The organism is Pseudoalteromonas sp. B131b (assembly GCF_037162545.1).
Taxonomy (GTDB): Bacteria; Pseudomonadota; Gammaproteobacteria; order Enterobacterales; family Alteromonadaceae; genus Pseudoalteromonas; species Pseudoalteromonas fuliginea.
Genome location: NZ_JARLUZ010000001.1, coordinates 1,689,364 through 1,708,317, shown reverse-complemented (window position 1 = coordinate 1,708,317; position 18,954 = coordinate 1,689,364). Strand labels below are relative to the sequence as shown.

General features: G+C 37.7%; 9 protein-coding genes and 2 pseudogenes. 4 read left to right on the top strand and 7 right to left on the bottom strand.

The genetic code is table 11. From position 1 onward, the window contains the following. Positions 1-5: 5 nt before the first annotated feature. Positions 6-269, bottom strand: a complete 264-nt coding sequence (locus P4S65_RS07770) for a DUF4212 domain-containing protein (RefSeq protein WP_007377498.1) — start codon at positions 267-269, stop codon at positions 6-8. Positions 270-683: 414 nt separating this feature from the next. Between P4S65_RS07770 and P4S65_RS07765 the strand changes: the two genes are divergently transcribed. Then, complete coding sequence (locus P4S65_RS07765) at positions 684-4,124, top strand: PAS domain-containing hybrid sensor histidine kinase/response regulator (RefSeq protein WP_337119898.1); 3,441 nt, start codon at positions 684-686, stop codon at positions 4,122-4,124. An 89-nt stretch (positions 4,125-4,213) separates the two neighbouring features. Here the strand turns inward: P4S65_RS07765 and P4S65_RS07760 are convergent, their stop codons facing one another. The 6 genes and pseudogenes from P4S65_RS07760 to P4S65_RS07735 form a co-directional block, all read right to left on the bottom strand. Further along, on the bottom strand, positions 4,214-6,769 hold the full coding sequence (locus P4S65_RS07760; protein WP_442961859.1) for a DUF2339 domain-containing protein: 2,556 nt from the start codon (positions 6,767-6,769) through the stop codon (positions 4,214-4,216). A 439-nt stretch (positions 6,770-7,208) separates the two neighbouring features. Then, positions 7,209-8,500 (bottom strand): annotated as a pseudogene (locus P4S65_RS07755) (metallophosphoesterase). 57 nt (positions 8,501-8,557) lie between these two features. Continuing rightward, positions 8,558-11,344: a TonB-dependent receptor gene (locus tag P4S65_RS07750; RefSeq protein WP_337119897.1), complete on the bottom strand. Its 2,787-nt coding sequence runs from the start codon at positions 11,342-11,344 to the stop codon at positions 8,558-8,560. A gap of 396 nt (positions 11,345-11,740) precedes the next feature. After that, positions 11,741-13,102: a hypothetical protein gene (locus P4S65_RS07745; protein ID WP_337119896.1), complete on the bottom strand. Its 1,362-nt coding sequence runs from the start codon at positions 13,100-13,102 to the stop codon at positions 11,741-11,743. 222 nt (positions 13,103-13,324) lie between these two features. After that, positions 13,325-14,153: pseudogene (locus tag P4S65_RS07740) on the bottom strand (GGDEF domain-containing protein). A gap of 166 nt (positions 14,154-14,319) precedes the next feature. Beyond that, on the bottom strand, positions 14,320-14,832 hold the full coding sequence (locus P4S65_RS07735; RefSeq protein WP_337119895.1) for a YqaA family protein: 513 nt from the start codon (positions 14,830-14,832) through the stop codon (positions 14,320-14,322). A 725-nt stretch (positions 14,833-15,557) separates the two neighbouring features. Here P4S65_RS07735 and P4S65_RS07730 point away from each other — a divergent pair. From P4S65_RS07730 to P4S65_RS07720, 3 genes are all read left to right on the top strand, one after another. Next, a complete protein-coding gene (locus P4S65_RS07730) occupies positions 15,558-16,349 on the top strand; it encodes a DUF4198 domain-containing protein (RefSeq protein WP_007378240.1) in 792 nt (263 codons plus the stop codon). Positions 16,350-16,361: 12 nt separating this feature from the next. Continuing rightward, positions 16,362-17,255: a hypothetical protein gene (locus P4S65_RS07725; RefSeq protein ID WP_337119894.1), complete on the top strand. Its 894-nt coding sequence runs from the start codon at positions 16,362-16,364 to the stop codon at positions 17,253-17,255. Between the two features lie 101 nt (positions 17,256-17,356). After that, entirely contained in the window at positions 17,357-18,862 is a 1,506-nt protein-coding gene (locus tag P4S65_RS07720; protein ID WP_337119893.1) for a DUF2271 domain-containing protein, read from the top strand. Positions 18,863-18,954 lie beyond the last annotated feature (92 nt).

The window sequence follows — 18,954 nt, the reverse complement described above, 5'->3', positions numbered from 1 at the left end:
AGCTCCTATTCGTCTACGCCGTATTTTTTATCTAACGTATTCATTTTGAAAACGTACACAAAAATCAAAGCAACAAAGGTATAAATCGCGCCTTGCTGGGCGAACCAGAAGCCAAGTTTAAACCCAAAAAAACGCACTTCATTAAGTACATCAACCAGTAATATGCCAAAGCCGAAAGACACGATAAACCACACTGCTAATAGTTTAAATAACAGTGAAATGTTTTCTGCCCAATAAGCTTTTGCTTGTTCTTCATCTTTAAAAGCCATTTTTGTTTTCCCCTTTAAGCACCGCAATATCGCGATGAGTGGTTTTTTATCTTCACTTACCAATTTAGCAATGCTGTCTCAAGATTGAATTGCGACCATAGTCGTAACAGCTTATTAACGTTTACGTAAACTGTATAAAAACAACTAAACCTAAATAGCTATTTTTGTTATTTTTCAGCCTGTTAAGGTTTTTAAGTTGAGTTTTAGGGTTATAAAGAAGCTAAGTACTAAATTAATGCGACATTAGTCTAATGCTATAAGTTATTTTATTTTTATCTTTAATATTCAAAAAGATAAAAACAAAACTAAAATTATGATTTAAATTCAACCCTCACACTTAACCTGAGTTCTGGTATTGTGTTAATCCCTCATAGGGTTGGGGGGCTATTTTAAATAATAAGGTTTAATAACAACATGACTGCCGTACTCATTATTGTTGCTTTAGGATATATAGGTGTGCTGTTTTGGCTGGCTAACTGGGGTGATAAAACGACGCCTTTAGCAAAACGCATTAGCCACCACCCTTTTGTTTACTCATTTTCATTAGGTATTTATTGTACTTCATGGACCTACTATGGGTCAGTAGGAACTGCGGCGACTAGTAGCTGGAGCTACTTACCTATTTTGCTTGGTCCTGCATTGTTGTTTTTTTTCGGACAAGGCTTTTTACGTAAATTAGTGTTGGTGAGTAAAAAACAAAACATAACCACTATTGCCGATTTCATCTCTGCTCGTTACGGTAAGCGCCAAACTACTGCAATTATGGTAACAGTTATCGCGTTACTGGCGACTATTCCTTATATCGCACTACAACTAAAAGCACTCAGTACCAGCTTTTTACTTTTGCAAAACAGTAATAAAATATCCGGCGATATGCTCGCGCTTTCTGCCACATTAATTATGGCTTTATTTGCTATATTTTTTGGTACGCGCAAAGTCGATGTGACCGAATATCGCTCAGGCTTAATGCTTGCTGTTGCCTTTGAATCAATGATTAAACTTATTGCACTTATGGCTGTGGCAGGACTTGCCATATTTACACTATTTAATTTGCCCGAATCAACCTCAAGTAAAATCACCGAATCAATTTGGGATCACTGGAGCGATTTTAACTTTTTCAGTTTTAACTTTATTGGTCAGTCGTTAATGGCTGCAGCTGCCATTATATGCTTACCACGCCAATTTCATGTCACCGTTGTAGACAACCAAAATAAACGTCATTTATTTACTGCTCGCTGGGCTTTTCCTCTGTATTTGTTATTGACTGCTGCGATGATTTTACCCATTGCAACTGCCGCAATCCATCCTGAAATCGGCAGTGGTTATTCCCCCGACAGCTTTGTACTTGCCCTACCGTTAATTAACGACAATGCATTTTTAACCACTTTTGTATTTATAGGCGGGTTGTCTGCCGCCACCGCAATGATAGTGGTCGCAACACTTACATTAAGTACTATGATCTCAAATGATGTTGTATTGCCATTAATATTACGCCGTAAATTTAAACGTAACTTAATTACCACCAGCTACAAATCGCAAATTTTATTGGTAAGACGTTTTACCATTGCCGGTATTCTAATCTTGGCTTATTTTTATCAACAATGGTTTGGCCACAGCAGTGCATTGGCGAGTATGGGGCTAGTGGCATTTTCACTCGTTACGCAATTATTGCCCGCTATTGTTGGCGGTTTATACTGGCGAAAAGGTCATGCTTACGGTGTTTATGCTGGTTTAATAGCTGGCATTATTTGTTGGGTGCTATTTTTAATGCTACCTATTTTAGATGCAGGCAACACCTTAAATAGTGAATTACAACAAACACTCATAACACGCGGGACGCTCATTGCCTTATTTGCCAATATTGGTTGTTATATTAGCTTTTCATTAGGCGCAGAAGAGCGTCTAATCGATAAAATTCAAGCGGCTGCATTTGTTAACCCAAAAGATCAGGCTATTTTAGCAAGGCGTTTAAATAAAGATGTAAAAGCCACGGTTTACGATTTTAAAATATTACTGCAAACTTTTTTGGGTATTCAGCGTAGCCAACAAGTCCTCGCGCATTACGCATTGGCACATCATTTAAGTGACAACAACGCTCACCCTGAACCTGAATTTATTGCTTATTGTGAGCGTGCTCTTACGGGTGTGTTAGGCGCCTCATCGGCACAAGCATTAATACATACGGTATCGTCGGGTAAGCGTATGGCGTTTGAAGAGGTTGTAAACTTTTTTGACGAAACGACACAAGCACTGCAGTTTAATCAAAATTTATTGTTTACCTCGCTCGAAAATTTAAGTCATGGTATTTCAGTAGTCGATAAAGACTTAAAACTTGTTGCATGGAACAAACGCTATGGTGAAATGTTTGGCTACCCAGAGGGCTTTTTAGAAGTAGGCCAACATATTGAAGATATTATTAGGTACAACGCCAACCGTGGTGAATGTGGCCCTGGCGAAATAGAACGCCAAGTAGAAAAACGTGTGCAGCACTTAAAAAATGGCAGTTCCCATCATTTTATTCGCCACCGCCGTAACGGCCAAGTATTTGAGATGATTGGTAACCCGCTGCCTGATGGCGGTTTTGTTACTAGCTTTTCGGATATTACAAATCATATAAGCACACAAAATGCCCTTGAAGAAGTAAACATGGATCTTGAAAATCGCATAGAAGCACGCACCCAAGAAGTACAAACAATTAATAAAGACTTACAAGCACAAATAGACAGTCGCGTACAAACAGAGCAAGCACTTACTTTAGCCAAGCGTGAAGCAGAGAAAGCTAACGACAGTAAAACGCGATTTTTAGCGTTGGCAAGCCACGATATTTTACAGCCGCTTAATGCAGCGCGTTTATACCTTGCTGCTATTGACGAAAAGCAGCTCGATAGCACCAACCAAAATAACTTTGATAAATTGGGCGACAGCCTCGACTCAACCGTGCATTTAATGTCAGCTTTGCTCGAAATAGCCAAACTAGAACAAGGCGCGATGACCCCAACGCCTCGCCATTTTTGCATTGATGAAATTTTAGCGCCATTACAAAGCGAATACGCAATATTATCTAGTGATAAAGGGCTTAAACTAACGGTGCGTTCAAATCAACAAATCGTACACAGCGACATAACCTATTTACGCCGAATTATTCAAAACTTAGTATCTAATGCCGTCAAGTACACTGACAAAGGCCGTGTATTAATTGCTTGTAGAAACCGTAAACACAACCTACTGATAGAAGTATGGGACACCGGCCCAGGTATTAGCGAAGTTGAGCAAGCCAAAATATTTAACGACTTTTACCGTGTTGAATCGGGTGATAACAAAGGCGTTGGCTTAGGCCTTGGCGTAGTGAAGCGAATGGCTGACTTACTTAGCTTGCCATTGCATGTACGCTCAGAGCCCAATAAAGGCAGTCGCTTTAGTGTTGAAGTACCTTATGGCGATAAGCTGTTCGTACAGCAAAAAAACACTGCAAGTAGCCTAATAGAAAACCGCGCAGCAATTAATATAATAGCCGTAGACGACGACCCCGAAAATTTAGCCGCCATGGCGAGTTTACTTAAAAAATGGCAAGCTAATTACACACTATTTGATAATGTAGATAGTGTACTCACTTATGCTAAACAAAATGGCGCACCCGATGTTATTTTAATGGATTATCAACTAGGCAGTGACTGCGATGGAATAACACTAATTAAAACCTTGCGCGAAATTTGGCAAAGCCAAGTACCTGCTATTTTAATTACCGCAGTACGCGACACAGAGCTTAAACAAGAAACCAAAGCGGCTAATATTCATTACTTAAGTAAGCCAATTAAACCAGGAAAACTAAAAGCACTGCTTAATCACAGCACATAATAAGCGAGCAAAAGGTGTTTAAGTAAAAATAGCGTAAAACAAAAAGCCCAGTATCTTCACTGGGCTTTGCTTTATAAAGTGTTCAAAAGTTAAACTGGATTTACTCGGCTTCTAAGCTTTTGGAATAACCAACTTAACCCCACCAACGAAAGTCCTAATCCAATAAACGAAAGCGCTTTAAGTAAGCCCTCCAAGTTAGCCATATCAATTAAAAACACTTTAACAATAACAGCAGCTAGTAAGCCTAAGCCTATTTTTTGTATTAATAACTGGTTTTTTAAATGACCAAAAATAACAGTACCCGCCCCCATTACTAACCAAATAACAGAGTAGCTATAAAGCTCTGCATTACTTGCGCCTTTTGATAAGTAAATATAAGGCCCTTGCCAGTATTGGCGAATAAAGCTGTTTATTGCCAATAATATAAACCCACCCGCAACGGCCAATATAAATGGCGTAGCTTTAGCGTTTATTGGTTTTACAAGCTTGGCCAGCCAAAGCGTTAATCCTGCAGGTACTAACCACAATAGTAATAACCAGTTAAATATTGGCAGCTCACCTATGTAAAGTGATTCAAATAATGGGTTGTCGTCAAGCAGTGTTTTAATAGCAAAAAGCCCCGCTAACCCTGCAAGTGCAAAACCCGCCACTTTATATAACTTAGCTAAAGTACCGGTAAGTTTTGCTCTATGTAAGTACACGCACCCTAATGCCAGCCAGTTACAGGTAAGGAGTATTTGTTCGTAAAAGTTAAGTGAATCAAATTGCGGATAATGCCCTACTAGCTGATAACTTGTTTCGGTGGTAATAAAAAGTGCTAAACAATGAAGCGCCGCACCCTCTAACCATACTTTTAATTGAGATGTGTTAAAGCACCTAGCTGCGGCAAAAAATAACGCAATACATAACGGATAAACCACAATACTCCAATGCAAACCAAATACCGTTAACGCATCGTAGCTTGGTGTCCAAGGTGAAAGCGTAAGGCGCAGTAACAACGCAGCAACCAAGGCTTTTATAGGCCAATGCGGCATAGGCACGCTATAGCGCTTAATAAGCACGCTTATAAGTAATACTTGTACAGCAAGTGCAATGGTTAAGCCGCTGTCACTGAGTAGCATGGTAATTGCTAACGTAATATTGGCATTAGCGCCTACCCAATAAGTAAAACGCTGAAATAGCGTTGTATTATGCTGCGCGAGCTTTATTAAAACAGCCGCCACTACAAACAATACAACGGCCCAAAGTGGATATGCAGTACTTAACGCAGAGTTAGGAATAAGCGTATATAAAGCCGCTATCATTACAAATACACTAAATGCCCCCGTTATATGAAACGCTAAACGCTTAGATTGCTTTTTACCGTAATAAAGCCCGTAAACTGTAAGTAACAACCCGAGTAATAAACCCAAACCGTATTCATTTTTGAATATAAAGAGTGCGTCATCAAATAGGTTTGGCGACAAATGCGTGCGCTCAGCACTTATAACTAATAGCGTTGAAATAACTAACACTACGCCCTGCCAAATATCCCAGCGGCTATTTTTAAGGACTAAAAATAGCACCAAACCAATACTTAACACGCCGACTGTTTGCCACTGCATATCAAAGTGACTTATCAACATGGTAAATATTAAGGGCGCTATAAAAGCGAGTAATAAGAGATGATCTGGGAGCACTTTAATTAAGCGCTTTAAACTGTGCGGGCGATGTTCAATAACATTCAGTTTTAGACCTAAGCGTGGTATAGCAATTAGCCCTATAATACTAAGTAAAGCAAACGTCCCCATTAACCAAACGGTATTAATTTTAAGTAATGTAAAACCAACTAAATACCAGCCAATGTGCCCTGCCCATAATAAATACCACAACCAAGCTCGCTGTACTTTATGTGCAACTAACGCAGCCGACAAACTTACAAAACCAACATACATAAATAATGCAAACAAGTTACCACTGCCTGTACTAACCCATATTGGTACACTATAGGCGCCAATAATACCTAATACAGCCAATAATGGGCCTAGCCTAAGCGCCATTGCACTTGCACTAATCGCAATAACAGCCAGTGCAAAAAATGCCACGGTAGGGCTAAGCATAGCGTAGCTACTGTAAGCTAAAAGCGTTAAAGCAAAACAGGTAATAAACCCGCCGCTGGCAAGCGCTGCGGGAATGTAATTATTAAAGCCTTCAAATACAATGCGTTTATGGTGTAAATAAGCCGCAGCTGCAATTAAGCTAAGCCCAAATAAGCCACCTAAACTCAGCCTCATTACAGGCGATAGTAATCCCGCTTCTAGGCTGTATTTAGCTAAAAATATGCCACCAAACGCAAGCGCTATTGCGCCAATCCAGGTCATCCAATTCTCTTCAAACCCTGTACGTAGTTTATTAAGTAATAATTCGATAGGAGATGGTGTTTTGCGTTTTGTTTTAGCTGTGCTGTTAATACTGGATTTAACCGCTATTTGGGGTTCAGTGGCTAGATTTGTGCATATGGGTTCTGGTTTATATACTTTGGCTGAAGCAATCACAGGCTGGTTATGTGCAATATTTGCATCGACACATTGAGTTTGTTTTTGCACTACGGCATTTGATTGTAACTCATTCACTTTTGCTTTTAAAAAAGCAATATCTTGCTTCAAACTCTTTAATTGTATAAGCGCAATTAATCCACAAATAGCGCCCCCACAACTACCAATATAAGTATTACTGCTAAACCGATTAAATCATCCATGGCACACTCTGTAGTTATTCATTTACAGCGGCTATAGTACCTATTTTTTATATTATCTACATTAATAATGTGTTTTACACTATTAATTAACCAGAACTCGGGTTAAGAGATTTATTAACGTATTGAATCATGGTGATATTTAAATTTATTTCTCTAGGCAGAGGTTTTCAGTGAGAACAAGGCGAATTTACGCGTCAATAGCGGCCCATTGCAAGTAAATTCAACGCAGTTAGCGCTAAAAATAGCGGCTCATGATAGATTTATTATCCAGAGTTCAGCTTAATTAGCATCAATAAATAATACAAAAGCCAAGCACAGCTTGGCTTTTGTTGTATTAAGCTTTTATATTATTGTGTGCGTTTTTTAAACCTAAATTGCCCCTCATCTATCAACCCACCACTTAAGTTTCGCGGCGTTGTATAAAAACTAACTTTAAGTTGATCTTGTTGATTATCAATATTTATGTGACTAAAGCCCCAAACAAAGCTCTTTGACCACACTAAATCATACTCCGGATATTTTTGGGCTTGAAACTGTGCAAATGGGGAATGTTTGCCACGCATTTTTGAAGCTGCACCAGATATTATAAGCGGTAATTTGCCATGACTACTGCCGCTATCAAACTCAGAGCAATCATCAGTTAACAGTTCTAAATCATGTTCATGACCCGCAATATAGCCATCAGCATATTTACATAGTGTTGGCATTAGTAAACGCCGTAACACATGTCCTTCTGTGTATTTTGTACCACCAATTGACCATAAAATATGATGCCCATACACTAACTTCCACTTAGCCGTTGAGTTAGCAATTTCTTTTTTAACCATGCTAGTTGCTTAATATCTTCGCCATTTTTCGGTCCTTCGTGCTTATCATGAACTTCAAGCTTGGCTGCACCACTTTTAATTGCTTGTTGTTCATTACCTTCACTGCCATCAGGGTTAAGCGGCACTTTATAGTATGTTTGCCCCGCCAACAGCATATTTGTATCTAAAACGAAAAATTCTACGTCGTTACCTGGCGTCCCTTTTTTATAACTGTAGTACCCTTGTTCACCCATAAAAAAATTAGGTTGTTGCGCCATCCACTCAGTTTGTAATGCCACCCCTTTTCGAGAGCTGCGCCAGTCATGGTTACCTAAAGCAGAATATACAATCAAAGATGGATCAGCATCGAACAAAGGTTTCAAAGGGGCATAAATTAAATCATGTAAACGTTTTTGATCATCTTTACCATCATTAGCATCTGCGCCATCGGGGTAAACATTATCGCCTAATTGAATAGCAAACTGACACTCTTTGCTTTCACATAATTTAGCCATAGCTAGGCCAACCGCTTGTGCACCACCTTGTTCGGTTGCTATATCTGTCCCCGGATACACATAAATAGGAGCATGATCAAACTCTTTACGTGGTCGATAATCTTCAAGCCAATCTTGTAATTCTTTGGCTATAAATTCAGTTTTGTTTTTGGGGTTTTTAATCTGTTTCTTTTTGGGGTAGTCAACGTGATAGCCGCCATCCCCAAAAGCGATAAAATTTATATTTTTACTAGGTGTTTTTTCAGCCTGCGCACTGCACGCACTAAGTAACATACAACAAGCAAATGCAAGTGGTGAAAGAAGTAATTTGTTCATCATTTTATATTCCACAAAAAAGGCCTACTTATATCAAGTAGGCCTTTTTAGTTATGTAAATTAAAGAGAGTTAATAGTAAACCCTAGCTCATAAGTACGACCGTATGATTCATATTGGTAGTTGTATTTACGCTCACCATGATAAAGATACAAAGGCTCATCGGTTAAGTTTTTCGCATTAAAGTAAACATTAACAGAATCATTTATAAAGTACTTACCGCTGAAATCTAATTGCGTGTGACTATCTTCATATACATTCATGTCAGCATCTTCAAATTGGAAGCTTTCACTCTTATAAGATGCGCTCAAACGAGTGCTAATTACATTGTTTTCATAACCAACAATAAAGTTACCTATTTTATCTGCTTGATTTGGTAAGTCATCGTCAGCATTAATAAATGTGCCATTTGCACTGATTAAAAAACCAGAATCAAACGTTTTACTCCAGTTAAGTTCAAGCCCTGTTAGTGATGCAGAGCCACCATTAACCATTTGCACAACTTCTTGGTAACCATTCCATTGGCCGTTATCTTGTACTTCTTGCTGAACAATATAGTTGTCGATATCTTTGTAGAACAGCCCCGCTGAAAGTACCCCAATACTACCTGGGTAGTATTCAATAGAGGCATCGAGATTCATTGATTCATAAGGGTCTAAATCGGGGTTCCCCACTTCAGCTTTACGCTCAACGGAAATTACGCCGTCATCTTCACTGCTTTCAGATTCAATTAACTGAAACGCCGCAGAATCTTTAAATGAAGGACGTGCAATTGTATTTGTATAGGCAAAACGAGAGACTAATTTATCACTGTGCTCATAGCGCATATTTAAACTAGGTAAAAAATGATCATAATCTTTTGTGGCTTTCCAAGGTGTGCTTGTAACTACTTCCGTATCGTTTACATCGTCAGTTAATAGCGCGACCTGATTACCTTCAGTATCAAATTGAGTTCCTTCATAACGAAGGCCTGCGACAATTTGTAACTTATCAATATCTAACGTTACCATTGCATAAGCTGCAACAATATCTTCATTACTGGTATAACTTGCACCATCGGACTCAACTTGTGAGTCGTTTTCGTTCAGTTCAAATGCACCACGATTATTATTCACAAATTGACGGATAGCTGAACGATTTAGACCTGGACCAAATTCTCCTAAATCATAGTCGGGGGCAGACGCAGCGAAGTCACTCGCGAGTGCTCCTTGTAAGTCATCCTTATAAATCCAAACATTTACATCGTTACGTTTTTCACGGCTTTGATATTTAGCGCCAAACTTGAATTCACCATTGTTATTATTCCAAACAAAATCACGACTGAAATCAACCTTAAAGGTCATTGCTTCATCTTCACTAAGATTGTCGTTAGCCTCGACTTTATCTAAAACAAAATTGCTCATGTCGTTAGTATTAGATGATTGAGATAAGCTTGGTATTTCACTTTGTGCAATATAACCCAAATCAAGCCCTTCACCCGCAAAGCTTACATCTAAGCGATCTGGCTCTTTTTCGTCTGACTTTGAGTAACCGACGCTGTATTGAACAAACCAATTGTTTAATTGATGCTCGCCACCTGCGACCAATGACAAAATGCTTTGTTCTTCATAACGATCTTTCGTATCTCGGTCCATTTCAGCGTCAGAAAAAGAAGCGCTGTTATTATCATGTGTATTAACTTGGCCATCGCTAAACTTAAACTCTTTACGCTGGCGGTATTCATCATCCGAGAAATCACTGTAAAGTGTGCGTAAATAGTATCGATTTGCTACACCACTGTGTAAATCAAAGTTAAGCGCAGCACCTAAACGCTCACGTGTAATTTGATATTGGCGTTGCTCAATCTCTTCTGCTCCAAAGATTTTTATATCTTCACCCGTAGCGTCATCTTCAACTTTAAATTCGCTCCAGCCACCATCAGTTTCAACATTACGAGAACCAAAGTCACGTTTAAACCATGAAATAGCTGTCGCTACCCCTAAATCCAAACCGTTATTGAGTTCATAAACATCTGTAAAACTTGCCGAAAGTTTAGGGCTAGTGTCCGACTCAAGTTCATTATATGAACCTTGTGCGGTGAAGCTATAACTCTGCCCTGATTTATCAAAAGCACTTAAACTTTTAACTTCAATAGAGCCACCAATCGCACTTGCATCCATGTCGGGTGTGACCGTTTTACTTACTTCTAAACTTTGAATTAATTCACTTGGAATAACATCCATTGCCACACTGCGAACCCCAGCCTCGGGAGAAGGTACATTAAGGCCATTCACGGTCACATTATTTAAATTAGGATCGATACCACGAATACCAACAAAACGTCCTTCACCTTGGTCTCGCGCTATAAAAACCCCCGGCAGGCGTTGTAAAGCTTCCGCTGCATTTTGATCTGGGAGCTGACCAATTGAATCAGCACTTACCACTGACTTTAGGTTACTGGCATTTTTTTGTCTGTTAATTGCGCCAGCTTGCCCTGCACTTTGACCATAGACAATAATATTATCAATCGCATCCTCTTGCTCACCTATTATTATTTGTTGCGTGAACACGTTTTCATCAACAATTTTTATTTTTTTCTCTACCGAGGATGCACCAATATAATCAACCATTAAGGTGTAATCCCCTGCTGGTAGATTATTAAATGAGAAAGTACCATCACGCCCGCTGACTGTTTTTAGGTTTAGTTCTTTTAAAGTAATTTTTGCACCACCAAAGTAAACACTTTGACTTGAATCGGTAATGCGTCCTTTAACGGCGCCATCAGCTAAAACTGGGGTTGTATATAAAATGCCACAACATGCTAATGCGAGACTCGACTTAATAAAAGGTGATGATTTAAAAGGGTTCATAATGTTTCTCTTAATTGCTGCTTATGATTAATAGGCCATACTGGCTCGGCACGGACATCCTAATTACAGAAGATGAATTAAATATGTCAGTGTTTTTTATCCCCTATTTAAACCATGTGTTTATGTTGTTTTTTTTACAAAAAAACGACAACGTGAGCTAATTTGACTCCCCTTAATTTACCTATAATTACGGTTTGATAATAAAAACTACAAACAAAATAGAGCTAAAATAATAAACGATTAAATATGTTGAGCTGTTCAGACTCTAACTTAACTAAGACATCTGTTTACGACCAAAATACAACCTGTCTCAATCAACAAACAAACCTGTTATTTTTAATCAAAAAAAGCCCCAAGTAAAAAATACTCAGGGCATGTAACTATTTTTAAAACTAACTATTCAACACTATCGGTGATCGTACGTTCTAAGGTCATTTTATAACCTGAACTCGTTGTTGTATCGTGCTCTAAGATAAGTATGTAGTTTCCTTCTTGCGTAAAGTCCATATCGCTTTGTTGGATAAGCACGATTTGCTGCCCGTTATCCTCAAATACTGCATAAACAGTATAAATCTCGTTGTCTACGACTTGCTCTTCTTGATCGTATTTATCAAGCCCATCAACAACATTACTTGTGTCTTCTACTGTTTCACCGTTAAGTGTAAAGTACACGTCAACTTCAGAGACTGATTGACCTGCATAATTTTCAATTAAATTTACAACTGATACCGTATGACTATAACTGCTAGGCGTAAGGTTTTCTTCTACGCTCATCATACGAGGACCATTTTCTTCGTCGTTATAAAAAATCCCCACCGCACTTTGTTCACGCTCTAACGTCATTAAAAAGTTATCAGCAAGCTTGGTGCCTTCTTCGTCATACATAGCAACACTGTAGCTATTAGGCGATAATTCAACATAGTTAGTATAAGTATCGTTGACTACTGTATCGGTTGTTAACTCTGTAGTACCACGAGTAATTGAGAAGCTAACAGGTGAATAGCTATCCATTGTATTAATGAATCGTAATTGGCCTTGTGCATCTTGATGATTTAGCTCCGTGACATAGTTATTATCAGTCACTATATCAAGCGTAATACCGTTTTTTTCGGTTGCATAGCTTGGACGGATCATAGCAACGTAGCTTGCTTCGTCGTAGTAATAAACTGAAGGTGATTCAAAAATAACATCCGAACTACCTGCCGCTGTCACATAAATTGTATAATACCCTTCTTCAAGTGTTTGCAGCTCGGGCTCAGCCAAATACTGCGCAGAGGCAAATAATGTTGCGCTTTCAAATACACCATCATCCGTAGCTATATAAATATCATAGTTATTGTTTTCATTCGTGGTATTAAAAAAACCTAAGTTAAATTCATCAGTGTCACTAGAGATAGGCACGCTAAGCTCTGTGAATATAGGCTCAGCAAAATCGCCACTCATCACAATTAATTGCGTTTTATCACCTTTAATCGACACTTCTTGTTCACTAATGGTTATGTAGCTGTCGTTAGCATCAAGGTACTCAAAACTTACATCATAAGTGTCAGTACTGTAGTTGTGACGAGTAGTTACATCAGCAAAGTCAGTACCTGAACGCTCTGTTTCATCAATAAATAGTCGAGTGTATGGGCTGTTATAAGAGCCATTGTATAATTGAATATAACCGGTATCACTTGAGCTATCATCGGAGCCACAACCGGCTAAGATAGAGATTAAACTAAGTGCTAAAGCAGCTTTAAACAGGGAGTTGGTCATTAGAGTTATTCCTTATTATTAAAATCTCTTTTATGACTCGAATACCCTATTTTAATTTCATAATTTACAAAGCATTACTCGCACTGACACTTCCTGACGTAAACGTTAAAAAGTGTATGAAAGTGTCTTTAATATTGATAATAGATTACAAAAGGAAAAGTTTGAGGGACAACCACAGCAAATTCTTAGCGTTTTAACGTCTGAGTTTACAGGTTGAAAAGATCAGCTCACTACATACCTATTACGGCCAGTTTCTTTTGCTTTATACAAAGCAAGATCAGCTCGCTTCATTACCTCATCAAACAACTCTCGTTCAATGCGTTGTGCAATACCTATGCTTACAGTTATAAAGCGGTCGTTTTTCACATTAATTGTATGGGCGAGTTCTAAAATAGTTTGGGAAAAATCAGTCACATCATTAATATTACTTGGGGAAATAACCGGCAAACTCTTCACCACCAATTCGAGCAAAAACACTCGAGTCATCAAATAAAGCATTCACTTTATAGGCAAACTCTTTAAGTATTTTGTCTCCCATATCGTGACCGAAGTCATCATTTATAGATTTAAAATGATCTATATCAATAATTAAAAGAGTGTATGCGGGTGTCGTCACATTTTTCACATATCGATAAAAACAACGCCGGTTATGCACATTAGTCAAATCATCCATAATGAGCTCTTTAGCTAACCGATTATGCATTTTTTGCATAAATAACATAGTTTTAAACAAGCCAAAAGCGGTTATTGCCATGCCTATAGTTCGGCATAAATCTTCAACATACAAACTTACCCAGTAAGGTGGTATAACTACCTCATCAAGCACATCCGCCGTAATACCGACAATCCATAATAACAATCCAGTGCTTACGTAAAAATATGCTTTTTTAGCTAACTTTGAGCACTGTACAACCCAAAAAATAGCAACAATGACTATTAAATTAATAACATCCGTCGTAAAACCATAAATATTATTTTTAAAATCTAAAAAAGGGAAATTCATTAAAGAATAAGCAGAAAACACCAGAATATAGGAAAGAAGTATAAACATTAAAAGCTTATTCAGCTTAGTGAGATGGACAAAGCGACTTAACTTTATACTGACTATTTCGGGATTCATTATCGTCCAATTTTACGTTAGGCTATATGAGCAACACGTAAAATTATAACACACGTTCAAAATTCAGATACAAAACCACTGCATTAAATGAGTGTACTTACCCCCATGTCCCTAGTATTAAAACACTTAAACCAATCATAGCTTTAGTTTTATGTTTACTAATTATCCATTCAGCTTGATTACCCGCGTAATACACAATAATAGCCAAACTAAAATAACGAATAGAACGTGCAATAGCACTGGCTAACAAAAATAACCAAATTGAATATTTAGTTGCACCAGCAGCAAGCATCGCTATTTGAAAAGGGATTGGTACAATACCAAGCGTTATAACAAACCAAAAACCTTGTTCTTGCATTTGTTGCTGAACATTTTTAAATTGCTCAGGTGTTGAAAACGTATTAATGATCCAATCACCAACGGCGTCAAATAGGTAATAACCCAAAGCATAGCCAAACAGAGCTCCCACAACACATCCCAAAGTAGCCATAAATGCAATAAGCCAAAGTTTTTCACGTCGAGCTTGCATTAATGGCACTAAAACAGCCTCAAGTGGAATAGGGACTATAGTCGACTCTAAAAAAGACGCAACGGTAATACCACTTAACATATGCTTAGAATCTATAAATTGACGTGTTTTTTGTTTAAGCTTTTTTGAATAGCCATTATAATTCCCTTCTATAATTTAAACTCTCGACAATATAAAGCAGAGGACTTTATTTCTATTTATCAGACACTTAAAAAACAAATATAAAGTCTATTTCACCTAAAAAACCACTACTGTAAATTTAACCTACAGAGATAAACCCACCAAAATCGAATGCTAATAAAGTTAAATTAACCTGAGATCTGGTTAAGATATTTACCAACGTATTGAATTATAGTGATATGTAAATTTATATTCTCTAGCCAGAGATTTTCAGTGAAAACAAGACGAACTTACGCGTCAATAGCTGGCCTGTTGCAAGTAAATTCAACACAGTGAGCGCTGAAAATAGCTGCTTGAGATAGATTTATTATCCACAGTTCAGGTTAAATTAACCTCCCTACAATCCAAGTAACAATATAACTAACTTGCGAAGTATCATCGCATATTCAGCTTAATACAGGATGAAAATACATATTTATGAGCAAGTCGCTATTTACTACATATGTTTCGCCTTATAAGCAATAAACGTTACAAGCTAAGTCCAAGGTTTTTACTGAAAACATATTCATGTAAAAAACACACCAATTAAATAAAAATGATATTGCGAATTATTCGTATTTATATATAATATGGCGAAATTATTCCCGCTCAACTGTATTATTTGTTTACTTAATTAGGAATTCATTATGCGTTTAAAAAAACTATTAACAGGTGTGATGCTACTCACAGTCTGTGCAACAAGTTATGCCCACACTCCTTATTTAGCGCCCTACTCTTTTGATGAATCAAGTCAAGATAACGTTACTTTAGACGCAGCTTTTGCAGAGAAATTTTTTGTTCCTGAGCTTGCGTTTAATAACAGTATTTTTACTGTAATTACTCCTAATGGTGAAACCATAAATCCTGATAATGTTGTTAAATTACATTTACGTATGGTTGTAGAGCATCAGCTAAAAGAAGAAGGTACTTATCGCTTTAGCACAGGTAAACGCTTAGGCCGTGTGTTTAAAATGTATGAAATAAACGGTGAAAGAAAATCGCTAGAAAACCCAATGGATGCAATCCCTGAGGGAGGAAAGTTACTCGCCTTTTTCCAATCACTCACCTTAGCTGAAAGTTATGTAACCAAAGGTGCCCCAAGTGAAACAGCCCTAAAACCTTACGGTCAAGGCTTAGAGTTTGTTGCTAAAAGCCACCCTAATGAACTTTTTGTTGGTGAACGTTTATCAATGGTTAGCGTGTTTAATGGAAAACCACTGGCTGACTTAACTGTTGATGTTTTTCAGGCGAACGATCAATTTAGCAATGATAAACCTTCCATCTCATTAAAAAGTAACGATAAAGGCGAATTTAGCTTTATGCCACAAAAACAAGGCGTATACCTTTTACGTGCACGTTATAAAAGTGATGCACCTAAAGGCTCTCCGGCTCCTCAAATCAGTAATACCTACACCCTTGTTGTTGAAGCGACAGAATAAACGAGAAATAAAATGAACAAAATAATAACGATTACTTTTACTACTGTTTTAGCACTACTAAGTACAGTCACAAATGCAGCATCGCATAGCAAGTCGATTTACATAAACCAATACGATACCAACAATGACGGCAATGTGCACTTAGCTGAATTTGACAATGCCCGACAGAATAACTTTAACAACACTGACGAAAATAAGGATGGCGCAGTAAGCGAAAACGAATATGTTTTTGAATACCAAGACCGTATGGATAAACAACTTACCCTTGATAGGTTAGTGCAAGTTAAACAAACCACAGTACGCTTCAAAGCACTCGATAAAAATGAAAATGCTAAAATGGAATGGCAAGAATACCAAGCATCTGGTGTACGGAGTTTTACAAAATATGATGTAAATAAAGACGGCACAATTAACGACCTAGATCCTGAGCCAAAAAGAAAAACAGAAAAGAAAACGGTTGAAAAAACTGAGCAGCAATTAGCACAAGAAAAACAAAACAAATTAAACAGAGCAAAACGCCTACTTCGTATGCCAACAACGCACGATCGGAAAGGTTTTTTTATTAAATACGACCTAAATCAAGATAACATTATTACCCAAGAAGAATTTAACCAACGCCGCCGACAAGACTTTGATCGTGCCGACGAAGATGCTAATAATTGGCTAACAGAGCAAGAGTATATTTTTGAATATGAAAACCGTTTAGATAAAAAGATAGCCAGTACACGCAAAGCTGCATTAAAACAAACACACATTCGTTTTAATGTTTTAGATAAAGATGAAGATGGTGCAATGACCTTTGCTGAATACCAGCTGTCAGGGCATCGTAGTTTTACACGTTGGGATACTGACAAAGACGGTATCGTCAACAACCTAGATCCAGCGCCTAAAAAAATGAATATGTGAGCAACAATAAAACGGCAAAATCATCAAACACTAATTACTGAATATTAAACGCCTCCCTGCCAATAAATTTACAGGCAGGGAGAACAATATTGAATTAAGGAATGTTGATAAATCATGTTAAAAAAATATTCGGTGCTGCTTTATTACTTATTTTTAACACACAGCCAGCTCTTGCAATGGTAAATGCCCATTACGATAATGTATTAGGTACATCAATGGATATAAGCATTGCAGGTGTACCTCAACTGCAAGCCGAAAAAGCGATAGGTAGTACATTAAATGAAATAACACGCTTAGAAGGGATTCTTTCAACGTGGCAAAAAGAGAGCCAGATTAGCTTGCTAAACAAATTAGGAAGTAAACAAAACCTTCCTAGTGAATTAATTGAAATTGTTGAATTATGTGAAAAATGGCATGCCGCTTCGCATAAAAAATTCAGTTGCAAAATGGGCAAATTAAAAGAGCTTTGGTTAGCCGCTGAACGCACTGATAGCGTACCAGATAGGATTGCCGTACGTTATAAAGCTCGCGACATCCAACGCTCAACCATTAACATTGATGCTGTAAAAAGCAGTGTAATATTAGATGAAAAAATAGCACTTGATCCTGCGGGGTTAGCAAAAGGGTTTATTATTGACTTAGCTTATGCGCATTTGCATTCGTTATTGCCTGATGCAACGGGATTAAAATTAGATATTGGCGGTGATGCATATTATTGGGGAAAACCAAATAATAATGCTAAATGGCATGTTGCAATAGCCGATCCGACAAATCTAAACGATGCTCAATCAGCAGCGCCATATTATGTGAATTTATCAAATATGGCCATTGCATCAAGTAGTCACCATAATCGCTTTAGACAGATTCAAAGAAGAAAATTTAGTCATATTTTAGATCCACAAGATGGCTGGCCAATGGACTATGCGCCATCTGCAACGGTTATAGCTAAAGACGCCGTCACTGCAGATGCCATCGCAACGGCATTAAGCACTCAATCAATATCACAAGGAATAGATTGGGTTAATCAACTAGAAAATGTTGAAGCATTAATAGTATCGCCTCAAGGTTTAAAAGTGGCATCAGCTGGATGGCATACTTTTGTAGGCTCTGAAACTGAAGCCATTGATGAGCTTTCTGCTAACTCACTGCAAATAGAATATCAAATACCTAATTTACAAGTAGCTAAATATGAAAAACCTTATGTTGCTATTTGGATAAGCGATCGCCAAAACCGTAGTGTTTATAATTTACTATTACTGGGTGAAAGTAATCGATGGGCTAAAGAAAACAGTCGTTGGTGGCGACGTGTCGGTCGTAAAAATCCAGATTTATTAGATGGTATAGCTCGTCCAACTCGCCGACCAGGAGAATATAAAGTTCTTTGGAGTGGCCTAAATAACAATGGTGAATTTGATAGAAAAGCTAAATACTATCTAAATATAGAAGCGGCAAGAGAAGGTGGAGGCCACAACTATAAACGGATTGAATTTGAGTTTAACCCTCATACTGAATCAGCCTTACTACCTAAAAAATTAGTCATTCCTGCTAAAGGTGAACTGGGAATTGTAAGCATAACTTATAAAACAACAAATAATAATCGCCTCTAACGCTCACTCATTTAAAGGTATTATGAAAAAATAAATATGTAAATCGCAATCATTTGCTTTTGCTTTTGCTTTTGCATTTAAATTAACATTAA